Below are 14,585 nucleotides of genomic sequence, written 5' to 3'. Positions count from 1 at the left end.
GGTACAGGAACGGTCAAGCCTGGAGTGACACGTGAACAAGCGTATCTCGGCAATAAAAGTCCTTGTGGTCGATGACGAACCATTGATTGTCGAAGAACTGTGCGAGTTCATCGAGCGCAATGGTTATCGCTGTGTTCCTTGTCAGTCCGGCAAGCAGGCGATCGAGCGTTTCAGTGAATACGAGGATATCGGTCTGGTGCTCTGTGATTTGCGGATGCCTGACATGGATGGCATTCAGCTCGTCCAGGCGTTGCAACGGTTGTCCGGCAAACACCGGGCGTTCGAGGCGATCATGCTCACCGGCCGCGCCGACAAGCAGGACGTGATCAAGGCCTTGCGCGCCGGGTTCGCCGACTACTATCAGAAACCGATTGATCTGGTTGAGTTGCTCGAAGGTTTGCAGCGCCAGGAAGTGGTCTTGCAGGAGCGGCAGAAAAACCTGCAGTTGGGGCATTTGAGTCAGAAGCTGCAATACCTTTGCGAGTCGATCGACGAGTTGTACCAGGATCTGGACAAGGTTCGTCGGGGGCCGTCTTCGGTGTCTTCGTCGGACTCGGCTGATGGTGCATTCAGTGAGGCGGAGCGGGTGGAGATGCCGGCGGTTTTCAATCAGCTGTCGCCACGGCAGCTGGAGGTGGCGCGGTTGGTGGGCAAGGGGCAGACCAATTATCAGATTGCCTGTGAGTTGGGGATTACCGAGAACACGGTGAAGCTTTATGTGTCGCAGGTGTTGCGGTTGACGCATATGCATAACCGCACGCAAGTGGCGTTGGCGTTGTCGCCCGGTAATGCTGGTGTGCGGCGGCTTACTGCGCACTGAGTTTTTTTGAAGGCTGCAATCTTTTGATCTTGGCGGCCTTATAGCCGACCAATCTTTCTCTGATATACACCGTTCAACTGTGGGAGCGGGCTTGCCCGCGAAGGCGGCCTGACAGCCGACCTGTATTTTGTTGACTGAGTACATATCCATTTCTGCGGTAACGGCCGCTTATGGTTTCGCCCTTACGGCGAGTCCCTTTTGGCAAACGCCCCAAAAGGAACCAAAAGGTCTCGCCCCAAGCGTACGGCCCCTCGCTGAGGCTCGGCGTTCCTTCGCTCCGGTATCCATCTGGGGGCATCGCCCTACGGTCTGCTTCGCTACGACCTACATGCGATGAGTTCGACTGCGTCGAACGGCGCTACGCGCCAATCCCCAGATGAACACCGGAACGAGGCCTCCCGAAGGGGCGGGTGGATCAAAATCAAAAGCCAGATCAAAAGCTGCAGGCGAGCTAACGCTCGGCCTGTTGAGTGGTGAGGGGCGGGTGCACGCCGCTCCACTGTGGGAGCGGGCTTGCCCGCGATGGCGGCCTGACAGCCGACCAATCTCTCGCAGATGCACACGGCTCAATTGTAGGAGCGAGGCTTGCCCGCGAAGGCGCCCTCACAACCAACCAATCTCCCCCAGACATACGCTGACCCACTGTGGGAGCGACCCTGCTCGCGATGGCTGCCTCACAGGCAATGATGTTTATCGATCGATAAAAACATCAGAACCTTCCCACATGTTTTTCAGGTTGCCCGTCGGACGCTGCGTCTCTAGCCTTTGTCCGTCGCTGACAATTCAGCGACCGGGCGTCGCGGCTCGATTCTTGAGGCATAATCGCTCCACCAAACCACAACACTTTTGGGTGTCTGTCGTTTCGTGTCATGGCGACTGTGCGCGGGATACCTTCGGGTATGCCGAGCTGCCTCGGGGATCGGTCCGCGAACCCGCGTACAGCTGCCACCCCAAATTGCGTCGCGGCAATTTGGAAGTGGCTCCATTTCATCCCAGAGGTGTAATCATGTTCAAAGCAACCCCGAATCCCCCAGAAACTGACAACGTTTCCCCTTACGAATCTGCTGATTCAAAAAAACTCCACGACGCCGCTAACCGCGCGCTCGATCACTACCTCAACCCATCCGCCCTCAAAGCCCCCGCGGCCCGCAAGCCGAGCACGATGTATATGGTCGCGCCGGATATCAAAGACGAAGACCTGTTGGCCCACACCTGTGAATCGTTGGCCCAGGCCAGTGTGATGGCGGGTGATTTTGCGGGGTATCTGGAAGGGCCGCACCGGCACACGGCGATGGCGATTCAACAGATCGTCATGCTGGCAGAACTGGCGGTGAACCGGATGTTGGATAACGTGGGCGTACCAAAACCCGCGCCACACAGCTGATCCCCTGTAGACGCGAACTGTGGCGAGGGAGCTTGCTCCCGCTTGAGTGCGCAGCACTCACAAGATCTTTGGTATATCAGAGATTTTGGGGCCGCTACGCAGCCCAGCGCGAGCAAGCTCGCTCGCCACAGGTCGCCCCTACGGGATGGCCTTGTGCTTTTCAACGACCAAAAGCCCGGGCCAATGCGCTGAAGCTGGGGCCGGCCAGTACGATCAGCAACGCCGGGAACAGAAACAACATCATCACCACGGACATTTTCGCGGACATCTTGGAGATGTATTCCTGCAAGCGTGTCAGGCGCCGGTCATCGAGCAGCATTTTGAGCCCCAGCAGTGATTTCATGGCGCCGCCGCCCTGGTGGATCAATTGCTGAAGTATCACGCAGGTGTCGGTGAATTCGTCCACCGCCAGTAACTGGGTGGCCTTGTTCAGTTCTTCGCCCAGTTCCAGGCCGGAATCGACCCGGGTCAGTATCAGGCGCAGTTCATGGGTCAGGGCCGGCAGTAATTGTTTGCCTTCGATGCTCAGTACTCGCAGCGACTGCTCCACCGCCATACCGGATTCGAACAGGATGCGCAGCAGTGGAATGAAGGTCGAAATCTCGATCGCCAGTTGTTTTTGCCGACGGTGTGCGGCAGCGGCCAGCAAGCGTTTGGGCAGCAAGTAACCAAGAGCGGTGGCGAAGGCCGGAGTGATCCAGTGGTTGTTCACCTGCGGGAAGAACACGCTCTGGATCAACAGACTCAGGACCAACGCAAGCACCGGTGTGCCGATCTGGCAGGCGGCGAACAGCGAGCGTTGCCGGGCGCTGCGCCAGCCGAGGCGGTTGAGCAATATTTGGGTTTCGTTGTCCAGTTTGACCGAGCGCTGACCGATGCGGCTGTCGCCCAGCGCTTGCAACCAGTGACTGACGCGATGGTCGTTCAGCGGTTTGCCGTCCAGTCGTTGAGCCACTTGGCGAGCACGCCGATGTTGGTCCAGCAGCCCACTGAGCAGCAACAGCGTGGCCCCGAGAAACAACAGTGCGCTGATCAGCAGGGCTATTTTCATACGCTGCGCAACATGCGCCACAGCGCCAGGCAACCCACCACCTGCAGGCCAAACGCGGTCGCGAGCATCATTTGCCCCGAGCTGCTGTTCCACATGGCGAGCAGGTATTTCGGATTGGACAGCAAGAAGTAGCCGGCGAGCCCCACAGGCATCAGGGCCAGCACCATCGCTGTGATGCGGGTTTCGCCCGTCATGGCGCGCAGTTGGCGCGCAGCCTGGTCGCGTTCACGGACCATTTTGATCAGGTTCTCAAACAGCTCACTGGCATTACCGCCGTAGCGGTGATTGACCTTCAGGCCCAGCGCAAATAATCGAAACTCGTCTTTCTCGTACAGTTCGGCGAAGTCCGTGACAGCGTCAGGCAGGCTGACGCCCAGGTGCACATTGCGCTGAACCCGGCCCATGGCGTTCTTCAGTGGGTCTTCGGCGGCGTCGATGGCGACCAGCACCGCATCGGCCAGGGTGCGTCCGGACTTCAGACTTCGCACGGTGTGATCGAGCAACGGCGGCAGTTGTTCGATCATGCGCTTGAGCCGGCGCTGGTAGCACCAACTGATGTACAGCCGCAGAGCCAGAGGTGGCAGCAGCAACAACGCCAGCAAACCGATCCAGCTGGCGAGGGCAAACCCCAGCAAAATGCCCACGGCCCAGAGCAACAGCCACAACCTCAGGCGCTCGGTGGGACGACCGAGGCCGGCGCGTAGAAAGGCCCGTTCCAGGCCGGCCCAGGATGATTTCGCCACCGCCAGTTGCGGTTGCCCCTGCATCAAGCGACCGAGGGTTCGATCGATGCCGGTCTGGCGCAGACCGTTGTAGAACAAACGGATCGACAGGCCCAGCAATGTCAGGCAAATCAGGATGAGCAGCGCCGGTTTGAGCATGCCGTGATCCTTTAGTGCGATAAGGGAGAAAGCGCCGATTCGCGACGCAGCTTTTCGCCGGCGGGGTTGACCGCCTCGCGCAGAAAACCGAAACCGGTGCGTCGGTCGAAGCGGAACAGCGTATTGGTCACATAGATGTCATCACGAATACCCACGACCTCCACCACTTCGCTGACGCAGCGGCGGCCATCGGGCAGGCGCGTCAACTGGATCACCACGTCCAGCGCCGCACAGATCATTTGCCGCAGTGTGCGCTCAGCGATGGTGCGTCCGGTCAGGCCCACCAGGGTCTCCAGGCGCAACAGCGCATCCTGGGCATTGTTGGCGTGCACGGTGCTCATGGAACCGTCATGCCCGGTGTTCATCGCGGTGAGCACGTCGACCACTTCGACACCGCGAATCTCGCCGAGGATGATCCGGTCCGGGCGCATCCGCAGTGCGTTGCGAATCAGGTCGCTGGCCTTCACTTCGCCGTGGCCTTCGGCATTCGGCGGTCGGGTTTCCAGGCGTACCACATGAGGATGGCCCAGTTGCAGTTCGGCAACGTCTTCGATGGTGACCAGGCGTTCGTGGGGGGCGATCAACTGGCTGAGAATGTTCAGCAGTGTGGTCTTGCCGGTGCCGGTACCGCCACTGACAAGGATGTTGCAGCGCTTGCCTACGGCCTCCTGAATAAATTCAAAGATCGCCTGATCGATGGTTTGCATCGCCATCAGATCGGAGCTTTTGAGCATGTCCTTGCGGAATTTTCGAATCGACAGGCACGGGCCATCGAGGGCAATGGGCGGGATGATCGCATTGACCCGGCTGCCATCGGGCAAACGCGCATCGACCATTGGTGAAGACTCGTCGAGCCGTCGGCCCAGGGGCGCGAGAATCCGTTGCATCACCCGCTCGACGTGATGGTCGTCGATGAATCGCAGGTCGCTCAGGTGCAACACACCCTCGCGTTCGACGAACACCCGGTGTGGGCCGTTGACCAGGATTTCGGTCACCGTCGAATCACGCAGCAACACCTCCAGGGGGCCGAACCCGGTGAGCTCGTCGACGAGTTCCTCGGCCAGTCGCTCCATCTCATAACGGGAAATCGCCAGGTGCAGACGGGCGATGTACTCGGCGACTTTGTCGATGACGAACTGCGACAGCATTGGCCGCGAACCTTCCAGCAGGTTTTTTCCGGACTCTTCGATGGCGTCGATGATGTAGCGGTGCAGCACCAGTTTCAGGCCTTCGTGGTCGGTATTGCCGGCCGGCCCGTGGGAGGGGGCGCCGAAGAGTTTTTCGCCGCTCATGGCGCGCCCCTCAATCGGTCGAACCAGCCAGCCTTGGGTTTGTCCAGGTCTTCGGAGCGTTTGGCCAGGCGTTCACCGAGGGCGCGCAGGCTTTGGGTCAGGTTTTCGCGCGGGGCCAGCTCGAACAGGCTCACCCCCTGATTCTTGGCGTTGAGCCGTACTTCCGGGCTGTAGGCAAGGACCGCCATAACCTCCATGCCGAAGCTTTTGCTCAAGGTATCGGAGTCTGGCGCGACGTTGCGCAGATAGCGGTCCACCAGCAACCTGGCGTGATCGAGCTTGAGGCCTTTTTCGCGCCAGCGGCCGAGCACCTCAAGGTTGCGTCGGCAGTCGAGCACATTCTGATCGGTGTACCACAGCAACTTGTCGCAATGGCTGACGAAGGTGCGCAACGCTTCGCTGTCCGACTGGCCAGTGAGGTTCACCACGATGTGCTGGAAATGCTGACGCAAGGCGCTGAGCAGCATGTACAGCTCGGCGGCACTGGTCTGTTCCAGTGGTTCGTCGTTGCTGGCGTAGGCGAGAATCCGCAGCCCGGCGTCACACGTGGTGAAGGCACTGTCGATCAGCGTCGCGTCCAGGCGCCGCAGATGGCGCAACGCATCGCCAAAATGAAACGAGCTCTCCAGCCCCAGCAACGCAAGGCTGTCGCCACGCGGCAGGCCCAGATCCAGCAACAGCGTCTGCTGACCGCTCTTTTGCACCACGTGCGCCAGGTGGTTGGCGAGCAATGCTCCATCGGCATTGCTCTGCGCACCGTAAAGCACGGTCAGGCCACCCTGTTGACTCTGTTGCATATTCGGCGTCACGGTCGGCAGGCGTTTGCTCAGGCGTCGCACCAGCCCGGCAACTTCACTGGAACGCGAGCCGTAAGAGACGAAATCCCGCGCACCGGCGCGCATGGCATTGAGCACGAGTTGGTTGTCCATGCCGTCGCCCAAGGCAACGATTGCCAGCATCGGTTTGGCTTCCAGAGCACCCTCGATCAACGCGCTCTGGGCCACCACATGCTCCCGGTCCAGCCCCACGAACACCAGGTTGGCGAAGGTCACGTCCACCAGCGTCAAGAGTTCATCGAGGTTGCCGCCACCGGCGCTGATCACCCGGCCCAAAGGGGCAAGCGCACCTTGCAGCCACTCGAAGTCGGTGCTGTTGCGCGTGATCGCGAGGAACGTCTGACTCAGGTTCTGGGGTTGGCTCATAGCGATAATCCGCCGCGTTTATCGAAGTGGCCGTTGTCGAGGAAGTACCGCGTGAAGCGTCTGCGCATGGAGAAGCGTCCTCGCTGGTTTCAGGGCGTTTGTTGGGTGACTTCATTGCCGCGGATGACCTCCACGCTCGACTTGCGCGGTGCTGCGCCGCCGGTGGCGGGTTTGGGTGTACCGTTCAAGGCCAGTTGACTGAATTGCACCAGTTCGCGATTGGCACTGGCCAGGCTCGCCTTTGAGTCGCGGTTGCCAGCCCAGTATTGGTTCAGACGTTTTTCCTCGGCGCTGCGCACGGCCAGGCGCAAAACCCCAACTTGAGCCGCGAGCATCAGGCGACTCAAGAGGGGTTCAGGAACGGCAAGCAAAACGGTGCGAGCGCTGGCGCGCAGTTGGTCTTGCTTGAGTCGCTCCTCGTGACTGCGCGCCGGGTTGGCAGGCAGGCCATCGTTCATCAGCCCCAACTGGTCGCCGACACCGAGCACCCGCAACGCCGGGACCACGACCTGGGCCGATTGCTGGAGGTTGTTGGTGTCCATGCGCAAAAACAGCAGGACGTCGACATAGTCGCCGGGGCTCAGTTGACCACCGACATTGATCACATCATCCGCCGCCACGGCGAGGGCGCGCTCATCGGGGCGGATCATTCGCGCCAGCGCACCGCCGGTTTCGAAACTTTCATCATTGAGCCAGCTGCCGGCAGTCAGCGTGCGCCAGGGCGTACGGCCAATGGCTTGATCGAGACGGGACAGGCTGCCGGCCGGGGCGGTACGGAGTTTCTCCAGCGTCACGTCGGCGGCGCTGATTTGCTCGAACGGCGCGATGTCACGTAACAGCACAACCACTGGCTGGCGAGTCGGGTCGTCTGCCGGCGCCAATATCGGGGCCGATGACGTGCCGGATTGCGCGACGGATTCGGGTGCCGGTTGGCGACTCAACGCCAGCCCCCAATAACCGGCAATGATGGCGCCTACCAGAAACAGCCCGGCCAGGCCCATGGTGACGCGACTGTTCATGACGGCTCTCCCTTTCCTGCTGCGTAACGCCCCCAAGAGTTTATAAATGAGATGACTTCGCAATCAGGCAGCTATGAACATCGAACTATTTCGCTATTTGACGGTAGCGCAGGTAGAGCAAAAAGCCATTACAGGGCAGTAAATATCTGACAAAAGTAACGGGCTGAAGCCAAAAGCACTGTTTTATGACGTCAGTGAACCGGTTACTACTTAAGTATTAATAGGTTCTTACAGTTGTTGGTCTGGGGTTTGCCGACAATGCTGATGCTGGCATAGGGGAATCATGTTGCGGCCGTGCAACACCCTCCTGTCATAGGAGACACGTCATGTCCTTTACTAAAGTGGTTCAGAAGATCAAATCCGAAATCATTTTGTTCAAATACCTGGCCAAAGATACGGAAGGTGCCTCGGGTATCGAATACGCGATTATTGCGGGTATGGCAGCCGTTGCGTTGGCGGTGTTCATGACGCCGATCTCGGAGGCGGTAACCGACATGTTTACCGTGATCAAGGAAGCGCTGGTGCCTCCTGCTTGATGCCGACAGCTTGCTAACCTGCCAGGGCGGTTCTAACGTCAACGCTTAGTCCATTGCAGGTGTTTATTTATGAATGCTCCCGCGCTGCCACGCCAACAGCTGCTTCTGGTCGACGATGAGGAGGATGCGTTACTGGAACTGGCCGAGTTGCTGGAGGGCGAGGGCTTTACTTGTTTTACGGCAACGTCGGTCAAACTCGCCCTTCATCATTTGACTTGTCATCCTGATATTGCACTGGTGATTACTGATTTGCGGATGCCGGAGGAGAGTGGCATGTCGTTGATCAAGCGGTTGCGTGAGCATACGGCTCGTCAGCATTTACCGGTGATCGTGACGTCGGGGCATGCGGATATGGATGATGTGAGTGATATGTTGCGCTTGCAGGTGCTGGATTTGTTTCGCAAGCCGATTTATCACGTGCGGTTGTTGGAGACGTTGGATAATTTGTTTCCCCAGCCTCGGAATTTGGTTAGTTCCTGATCTTCGCCCAAGATCAAAAGATTTGATCGTTCCCACGCTCTGCGCGGGAACGCCTCTACGGACGCTCTGCGTTCGGCTCTTGGGACGCGGAGCGTCCCGGGCTGCGTTCCCACGCAGAGCGTGGGAACGATCAGACCGAACCATCAGGCAACAGGCCGCCACTGCCCCACCATATGCTCAATCTCCCCCGCACCCATCAACTGAAAATCCCCGCTGGACCCCGCCGCGCTGGACATCAGCGTCACTTCACTGGGAAGTCGCACCGGTTTCCTGAACTGCACCGCAATCTCGATGTTTGCCGTCGGCAAATGATCGCTCAGGGCTGCCAGCGTGCGGGCCTTGTTCCACAGGCCATGGGCGATGGCGGCAGGAAAACCGAAGAGTTTCGCGCTGATCGCACTCAGGTGGATCGGGTTGTAGTCTCCAGACACCTTGGCGTACCGCCGGCCAATGTCCGCGGGTGCTTTCCAGTGGGCCACTTCGGTCAGCGACAGCGTCGATGCAAACGCTTCCTCGACCGGCTCGCCTTCCAGTTTGACGCCGCGACAGAGCATCTGGCTTTCCGCCTCCCACAGCACGCCCAACTGATCGTCGAGTGTCGTCACCAAATCGAACGTCGCCCCCTTGGCATGGGGTTGCAGGTTCTGCACGTTCACGCTGACCCGCACCCGGTGTACGCCGCCCATGGGGCGCAAGATGCGGATGCGATTGCTCAAGTGAATCAGCCCCAGCAGCGGGAAAGGAAACGCTTTGGCCGTGAGCAATTGCATCTGCAAGGCAAACGCCAGGATGTGTGGATACGTCGGTGGTAGCAGCCCGTTGTCGGCGAAACCACAGACCTTGCGATAAGCCTCCAGGCGTTTCGGATCGACATTGACCCAGCAGTGATAACCCAGGTCGGGCAGCGTGGTACCGGTGATTTTGCGGCGCGTTGCCGCTTTCACATACAACGTTTTCAGGCCCGGTTCGCTATTGAGTGTGTGCCAGTCGGTGGTCATGGTCAGGCTCCCAAAACGCTTTGCCCACAGACGCGCAACGCCTGCCCGGTAAACGCTCCGGTGCCCGGTTGTGCCAGCCAGGCCACGGCTTCGGCGACGTCTTGCGGCAGGCCGCCCTGGCCCAACGAACTCATGCGCCGCCCGGCTTCGCGCAGGCCGAAGGGCAGGTGCGCGGTCATTTGGGTTTCGATGAACCCTGGCGCCACGGCATTGATGCTGATGCCGCGCTCACTCAGCAGCGGCGCCCAGGCCTGGGCCAGGCCGATCAACCCGGCCTTGCTCGCGGCATAATTGGTTTGCCCGCGATTGCCGGCGATGCCGCTGATGGACGCCAGCAGAATCACTCGGCCGTTGTCGCGCAAGGTGCCGCTGTCGAGCAACGCCTTGGTCAGCACTTGCGGCGCGTTGAGGTTGACCGCCAGCACCGCGTCCCAGAATTCCGGGGTCATGTTGGCCAGGGTTTTGTCCCGGGTGATACCCGCGTTGTGGACCACGATGTCGATGCCGTCGGGCAAGTGTTCGATCAATTGTGCGGCGGCGTCTTCGGCGCAAATGTCCAGGGTGATGCCGCGCCCGCCGAGGCGTGCGGCCAGGGCCTCTAGATCGTTCTTGGCCGGTGGCACGTCGAGCAGGATTACCTCGGCGCCGTCGCGGGCCAGGGTTTCGGCGATCGAAGCGCCGATGCCGCGCGCCGCGCCCGTCACCAGAGCCTTGCGCCCTGACAAGGGGCGACTCCAGTCCATCACCTGCGCTTCACACGCTTTCAGGCGAATGACTTGCCCGGAAATGAACGCGCTTTTGGGTGAGAGGAAAAACCGCAATGGGCCTTCCAGTTGATCTTCGGCACCTTCGCCGACATAGATCAGCTGCAACGTGCCGCCGCTGCGCAGTTCCTTGGCCAGCGAACGGCTGAAACCTTCAAGGGCGCGTTGGGCGCTGGCGGCGAACGGGTCGCTCAAGGTCTCCGGCGCCCGGCCAAGAATCACCAGATGCGCATGGTGGTCGAGGTTTTTCATCAGCGGCTGGAAGAACTCGCGCAGCTGTTTCAACTGATCGACCTGCACCAGGTCACTGGCGTCGTACACCACGGCTTTGAGTTTCTGGCCGTGGCCGGGAATCCACGCGGTGGCCAGGGTCGGATCGGTGCCGTAGCTGTAAATCGTGTCGGTCAGGCGGTTGGCGAGAGTGCTGACTTTTTCCGCCAGCGGGCCACCGCCAATCAACAGCGCCCCCTCGATAGGCCGCAGCCGGCCTGCTTGCCAGCGTTCCAGTCGTACCGGCGACGGCAGACCCAGGGCACCGACCACACGATGGCCGATGGACGAATTGGCGAAGTCGATATAGCGGTCAGACATGGATCACGCTCCAGCAGCTGGGGTTAAAAGTGTGGACCAGGAATGGCAATTAGTCGTTCGACCCACGAGATACGGCCTACGCTTGATCATTGCAGGTTAGTTTGTAATGGGACTTTCGGGGAGCGCAGAACCTGTGGGAGCGGGCTTGCCCGCGATGGCGGTGTGTCAGTCAGCAGAGATGTTGAATGAGCCGGCCCCTTCGCGGGCAAGCCCGCTCCCACAGGGGTATGTGTTCACAATTGAATATCAGGAAGGAGAGCTTTTTCATGACTCAGCTGCGTCGCGTCGCGATTATCGGTGGTAACCGTATCCCCTTTGCCCGGTCCAACGGGCCGTACGCCACTGCCAGTAACCAGGCGATGTTCACCGCAGCGCTGGAAGGCTTGATCGAGCGCTATAACCTGCACGGTGTGCGCATGGGTGAAGTGGCGGCTGGAGCGCTGCTCAAATATTTGCGTGATTACGGCCTGACCCGCGAATGCGTGCTCGGCTCGCGGTTGTCGCCGATGACGCCGGCCTATGACATCCAGCAAGCCTGCGGCACGGGGCTGGAGGCGACGTTGTTGGTGGCGAACAAAATCGCCCTGGGTCAGATCGAATGTGGCATTGCCGGCGGCGTCGACACCGCCTCGGACGTGCCGATCGGCGTCAACGAAAACCTGCGCAAGATCCTCTTGCAAGCCAACCGCGCCCGAAGCACCGCCGACAAACTGAAAACTTTCCTGCAACTGCGTCCCCGCCACTTGATGCCCGACTTTCCAAGCATCGGCGAGCCGCGCACCGGCCGGTCGATGGGCGAACACTGTGAAATGATGGCCCAAACCTGGAGCATCCCGCGTGACGAGCAGGATCAGCTGACCCAGCAAAGCCATCAGAAACTGGCCGCGTCCTACGCCGAAGGCTGGCATAACGATTTGATGACGCCGTTCCTCGGCCTGACCCGGGACAACAACCTGCGCCCGGATCTGACCCTGGAAAAACTGGCGTCACTGAAACCGGCCTTCGAGAAAAGCGCCAAGGGCACCCTGACCGCGGGCAACTCCACGCCACTCACCGATGGCGCGTCGGTGGTGCTGCTGGGCAGTGAAGAATGGGCGAAAGAGCGCGGCTTGCCGATCCTCGCCTATTGGCGTGACGGCGAAGCGGCGGCGGTGGATTTTGTCAACGGTGCCGAAGGCCTGCTGATGGCGCCGGCTTATGCCGTGCCGCGGTTACTGGCGCGCAATGGCCTGACCTTGCAGGACTTCGATTACTACGAAATCCATGAAGCGTTTGCCGCGCAAGTGCTGTGTACGTTGAAGGCCTGGGAAGATCCGGCGTTCTGCAAAACCCGACTCGGGCTCGACGCACCGTTGGGCTCCATCGACCGCAGCCGGCTCAACGTCAAGGGCAGCTCACTGGCCGCCGGGCATCCGTTTGCCGCCACCGGTGCGCGCATCGTCGCCAACCTGGCGAAGCTGCTGGACGCGGCGGGCAAGGGCCGAGGGTTGATCTCGATCTGCGCAGCGGGCGGTCAGGGCGTGACGGCGATTATCGAGCGCTGATTGCTGATTGCTGATTACTGATTACTGGGGGTTGAGCACTGCCGCGCGTTGCTGCGCGGCCATTTCCCGGTTGCGGTTGGCGTAACCCTCGGCCATCACCGAGCAGACGATCAGCTGTAATGGGTGATAGATCATGATCGGCAGCAGGATCAAGCCAAGGCCGGGGTTGGCGCCGAAGATCAGCGCCGCCATCGGCGCACCGGCCGCCAGGGATTTCTTGCTGGCGCAGAACACCGCGGCAATCTCATCGGCAGGGCTGAACTTCAGCGCCCGAGCGGTGCGGGTGGTCATCCACAGGATGATTGCCAGCAAAATCGCACTGCCCAACAGCGCAGTCAGAATCACGCTGTTGCCCTGTTGCTGCCACATCCCCGAGACCATCGAGTTGCAGAACGCCGAGTACACCAGCAGCAGGATCACCAGTTTGTCGGCGATGTTGGTGTAGCGCTTGTGCCGAGCGAAAAACTTGCCCAGTAACGGCCGCAGCAATTGCCCGAGCACCAGCGGCAATAGCAGCATGGCGCACAAGTCGAGCAGGGTTGCACCGAGGTCGATACCGCCCGCGCCGCTGCCGACCACGAAACTCAGCAGCAACGGTGTCAGAAAAATCCCCAGCACGCTGGACAGGCTCGCGTTGAGAATTGCTGCCGGTACGTTGCCGCCCGCGCTGCCGGTGAGCGCCACGGACGAGGAAATGGTTGAGGGCAGGGCGCAGAGGTAGAGGAAGCCGAGCATCAGCAGTGAGGGGATGTGCGAACCCAGCAGTTTGTCGCTCAGCAGCCAGATCAACGGAAACACCGCAAAGGTGAAGGCCTGAACCATCACGTGCAGCTTCCAGTTCTTCAGCCCGTGGCGGATCTGCTCGCTGGAGAGGTTGACCCCATGGAGGAAGAACACCAGAAACACGCCGATGTTAATCACATACTCCGCGTGCATCCCGCCGCCGGTGGCGCCGAAGGTCGGGAAAAAATACGCCAGCAGCGTGGCGAGCAGCATGCCGCACAAGAACCAGTCGGTGACCACGCGTTTGAGGTGTTTGAAGGCATGCATGATGGGCACCGAATACGTTTGTAAGAATTGATGACTTAGCCTAACGTCGGCTCCATCAGCCGTCTTGCGACATAAGGCCAATCAATGCCGACTAACGGACAACTTTCCCTCGAACGCACCATCCCGGCACTGACGGCGTTGCCGCGTCCGTTGTATGCGCGGGCGGAAAGTCTGAACGCCGGTTCATGGACGTCGCCGCATCGTCACGATTGGGTGCAGTTTTCCTACGCCATCAGCGGCGTTCTCGGTGTGCATACCGCCGAGGGCAGCTTCTTTGCGCCGCCGCAGTGGGGCATCTGGATTCCGGCGGATCTCGAGCATCAGGTCGTGACGTCGATGCGTGCCGAGATGCGCAGCCTGTATGTGCGCCGCGAGGACTGCCAGTGGGCGGAGGGGCGTTGCCGGGTGCTGGAAGTCACGCCATTGGCGCGGGAGTTGATCAAGCGCTTTTGCCTGCTTCCCGTGGAATATCCACAGGGCGACAGCCAGGAAGCGCGATTGGTGGGCGTGTTGCTGGATCAGTTGGCGAGTCTGCCGGAGGTGGGGTTTTCCCTGCCGCTGCCCCGGCATGAACGTTTGCTGGGCTTGTGCAACGAGCTGATCGACAGCCCTGAGCGCAATGCGACCTTGCAGGAATGGGCCGAGCGTTTGGGTACGTCGGAGAAAACCCTGATGCGCTTGTTCCAGCGTGAAACCGGCTTGAGCTTCCGCGGTTGGCGCCAGCGCATGCGGCTGCTGTCGTCGCTGAGTTTGCTGGAGGAGGGGAACAGCGTGACCAATGCCGCGCTGTCTTGCGGGTATGACTCGACGTCGGCGTTTATTGCGGCGTTCAAGGGGTTGTTCGGGTTTACCCCGGGGGAATTGTTTAGACAGTGACGGCCTCATCGCGGGCAAGCCCGCTCCCACAGGGTTTTGCGCTGTCCTTGTGGGAGCGGGCTTGCCCGCGATTGGCCGCGAAGCGGCCACCGGGATT

General features: G+C 60.4%; 14 protein-coding genes. 6 read left to right on the top strand and 8 right to left on the bottom strand.

Translation table 11 applies throughout. The features are described from left to right. Nucleotides 1–31: 31 nt before the first annotated feature. On the top strand, nt 32–820 hold the full coding sequence (locus tag AB7M26_RS02020) for a response regulator transcription factor (RefSeq protein ID WP_123500926.1): 789 nt from the start codon (nt 32–34) through the stop codon (nt 818–820). 1,006 nt (nt 821–1,826) lie between these two features. Next, nucleotides 1,827–2,204 (top strand): DUF6124 family protein, encoded by a 378-nt coding sequence (locus AB7M26_RS02015; protein ID WP_123500930.1) that lies wholly within the window; start codon nt 1,827–1,829, stop codon nt 2,202–2,204. 160 nt (nt 2,205–2,364) lie between these two features. Here AB7M26_RS02015 and AB7M26_RS02010 read toward each other — a convergent pair whose 3' ends face one another. The 5 genes from AB7M26_RS02010 to cpaB form a co-directional block, all read right to left on the bottom strand. Continuing rightward, the gene (locus AB7M26_RS02010) at nt 2,365–3,255 is read right to left on the bottom strand and encodes a type II secretion system F family protein (RefSeq protein ID WP_123500932.1); all 891 of its coding nucleotides are present in this window, start codon (nt 3,253–3,255) and stop codon (nt 2,365–2,367) included. Beyond that, on the bottom strand, nt 3,252–4,136 hold the full coding sequence (locus AB7M26_RS02005) for a type II secretion system F family protein (protein ID WP_123500934.1): 885 nt from the start codon (nt 4,134–4,136) through the stop codon (nt 3,252–3,254). The genes AB7M26_RS02010 and AB7M26_RS02005 overlap by 4 nt, the downstream gene beginning before the upstream one ends. A gap of 11 nt (nt 4,137–4,147) precedes the next feature. Beyond that, nucleotides 4,148–5,428: a CpaF family protein gene (locus tag AB7M26_RS02000; protein WP_123500936.1), complete on the bottom strand. Its 1,281-nt coding sequence runs from the start codon at nt 5,426–5,428 to the stop codon at nt 4,148–4,150. Next, on the bottom strand, nt 5,425–6,630 hold the full coding sequence (locus AB7M26_RS01995) for an AAA family ATPase (protein ID WP_123500938.1): 1,206 nt from the start codon (nt 6,628–6,630) through the stop codon (nt 5,425–5,427). The genes AB7M26_RS02000 and AB7M26_RS01995 overlap by 4 nt, the downstream gene beginning before the upstream one ends. An 89-nt stretch (nt 6,631–6,719) precedes the next feature. Continuing rightward, nucleotides 6,720–7,649 (bottom strand): Flp pilus assembly protein CpaB, encoded by a 930-nt coding sequence (gene cpaB, locus AB7M26_RS01990; RefSeq protein ID WP_123500940.1) that lies wholly within the window; start codon nt 7,647–7,649, stop codon nt 6,720–6,722. A gap of 326 nt (nt 7,650–7,975) precedes the next feature. Here cpaB and AB7M26_RS01985 point away from each other — a divergent pair, with 326 nt between their 5' ends. Together AB7M26_RS01985 and AB7M26_RS01980 are read left to right on the top strand one after the other, a co-directional pair. Continuing rightward, nucleotides 7,976–8,185, top strand: coding sequence for a Flp family type IVb pilin (locus AB7M26_RS01985; protein ID WP_123500942.1), 210 nt, complete (start codon nt 7,976–7,978; stop codon nt 8,183–8,185). 69 nt (nt 8,186–8,254) lie between these two features. Beyond that, the gene (locus tag AB7M26_RS01980) at nt 8,255–8,665 is read left to right on the top strand and encodes a response regulator (protein ID WP_123500944.1); all 411 of its coding nucleotides are present in this window, start codon (nt 8,255–8,257) and stop codon (nt 8,663–8,665) included. Between the two features lie 143 nt (nt 8,666–8,808). Here AB7M26_RS01980 and AB7M26_RS01975 read toward each other — a convergent pair whose 3' ends face one another. Both AB7M26_RS01975 and AB7M26_RS01970 read right to left on the bottom strand, forming a co-directional pair. After that, nucleotides 8,809–9,663: a MaoC family dehydratase gene (locus AB7M26_RS01975; protein WP_123500946.1), complete on the bottom strand. Its 855-nt coding sequence runs from the start codon at nt 9,661–9,663 to the stop codon at nt 8,809–8,811. A 2-nt stretch (nt 9,664–9,665) separates the two neighbouring features. Further along, entirely contained in the window at nt 9,666–11,018 is a 1,353-nt protein-coding gene (locus AB7M26_RS01970; protein WP_123500948.1) for a 3-oxoacyl-ACP reductase, read from the bottom strand. A 266-nt stretch (nt 11,019–11,284) separates the two neighbouring features. On the opposite strand from AB7M26_RS01970, the gene AB7M26_RS01965 reads away from it, so the two are divergent. Continuing rightward, on the top strand, nt 11,285–12,562 hold the full coding sequence (locus tag AB7M26_RS01965) for an acetyl-CoA C-acetyltransferase (protein WP_123500950.1): 1,278 nt from the start codon (nt 11,285–11,287) through the stop codon (nt 12,560–12,562). A gap of 21 nt (nt 12,563–12,583) precedes the next feature. On the opposite strand, the gene AB7M26_RS01960 is transcribed toward AB7M26_RS01965, so the two are convergent. Continuing rightward, nucleotides 12,584–13,612: a bile acid:sodium symporter family protein gene (locus tag AB7M26_RS01960; RefSeq protein WP_123500952.1), complete on the bottom strand. Its 1,029-nt coding sequence runs from the start codon at nt 13,610–13,612 to the stop codon at nt 12,584–12,586. An 84-nt stretch (nt 13,613–13,696) separates the two neighbouring features. Between AB7M26_RS01960 and AB7M26_RS01955 the strand changes: the two genes are divergently transcribed. Beyond that, entirely contained in the window at nt 13,697–14,488 is a 792-nt protein-coding gene (locus AB7M26_RS01955) for an AraC family transcriptional regulator (RefSeq protein ID WP_123500954.1), read from the top strand. The last annotated feature ends 97 nt before the right edge of the window (nt 14,489–14,585 follow it).

The organism is Pseudomonas sp. F-14 TE3482, from assembly GCF_053629455.1.
Note: the sequence above shows the minus strand (reverse complement) of the source record. Positions and strands in the feature narration are given on the sequence as shown.

Excerpts from the sequence above, each read along its gene's own strand:
- AB7M26_RS02015 (WP_123500930.1), top strand. The coding sequence starts at position 1,827 with ATGTTCAAAGCAACCCCGAATCCCCCAGAAACTGACAACGTTTCCCCT.
- AB7M26_RS02010 (WP_123500932.1), bottom strand. The coding sequence starts at position 3,255 with ATGAAAATAGCCCTGCTGATCAGCGCACTGTTGTTTCTCGGGGCCACG.
- AB7M26_RS02005 (WP_123500934.1), bottom strand. The coding sequence starts at position 4,136 with ATGCTCAAACCGGCGCTGCTCATCCTGATTTGCCTGACATTGCTGGGC.
- AB7M26_RS02000 (WP_123500936.1), bottom strand. The coding sequence starts at position 5,428 with ATGAGCGGCGAAAAACTCTTCGGCGCCCCCTCCCACGGGCCGGCCGGC.
- AB7M26_RS01995 (WP_123500938.1), bottom strand. The coding sequence starts at position 6,630 with ATGAGCCAACCCCAGAACCTGAGTCAGACGTTCCTCGCGATCACGCGC.
- cpaB (WP_123500940.1), bottom strand. The coding sequence starts at position 7,649 with ATGAACAGTCGCGTCACCATGGGCCTGGCCGGGCTGTTTCTGGTAGGC.
- AB7M26_RS01985 (WP_123500942.1), top strand. The coding sequence starts at position 7,976 with ATGTCCTTTACTAAAGTGGTTCAGAAGATCAAATCCGAAATCATTTTG.
- AB7M26_RS01980 (WP_123500944.1), top strand. The coding sequence starts at position 8,255 with ATGAATGCTCCCGCGCTGCCACGCCAACAGCTGCTTCTGGTCGACGAT.
- AB7M26_RS01975 (WP_123500946.1), bottom strand. The coding sequence starts at position 9,663 with ATGACCACCGACTGGCACACACTCAATAGCGAACCGGGCCTGAAAACG.
- AB7M26_RS01970 (WP_123500948.1), bottom strand. The coding sequence starts at position 11,018 with ATGTCTGACCGCTATATCGACTTCGCCAATTCGTCCATCGGCCATCGT.
- AB7M26_RS01965 (WP_123500950.1), top strand. The coding sequence starts at position 11,285 with ATGACTCAGCTGCGTCGCGTCGCGATTATCGGTGGTAACCGTATCCCC.
- AB7M26_RS01960 (WP_123500952.1), bottom strand. The coding sequence starts at position 13,612 with ATGCATGCCTTCAAACACCTCAAACGCGTGGTCACCGACTGGTTCTTG.
- AB7M26_RS01955 (WP_123500954.1), top strand. The coding sequence starts at position 13,697 with ATGCCGACTAACGGACAACTTTCCCTCGAACGCACCATCCCGGCACTG.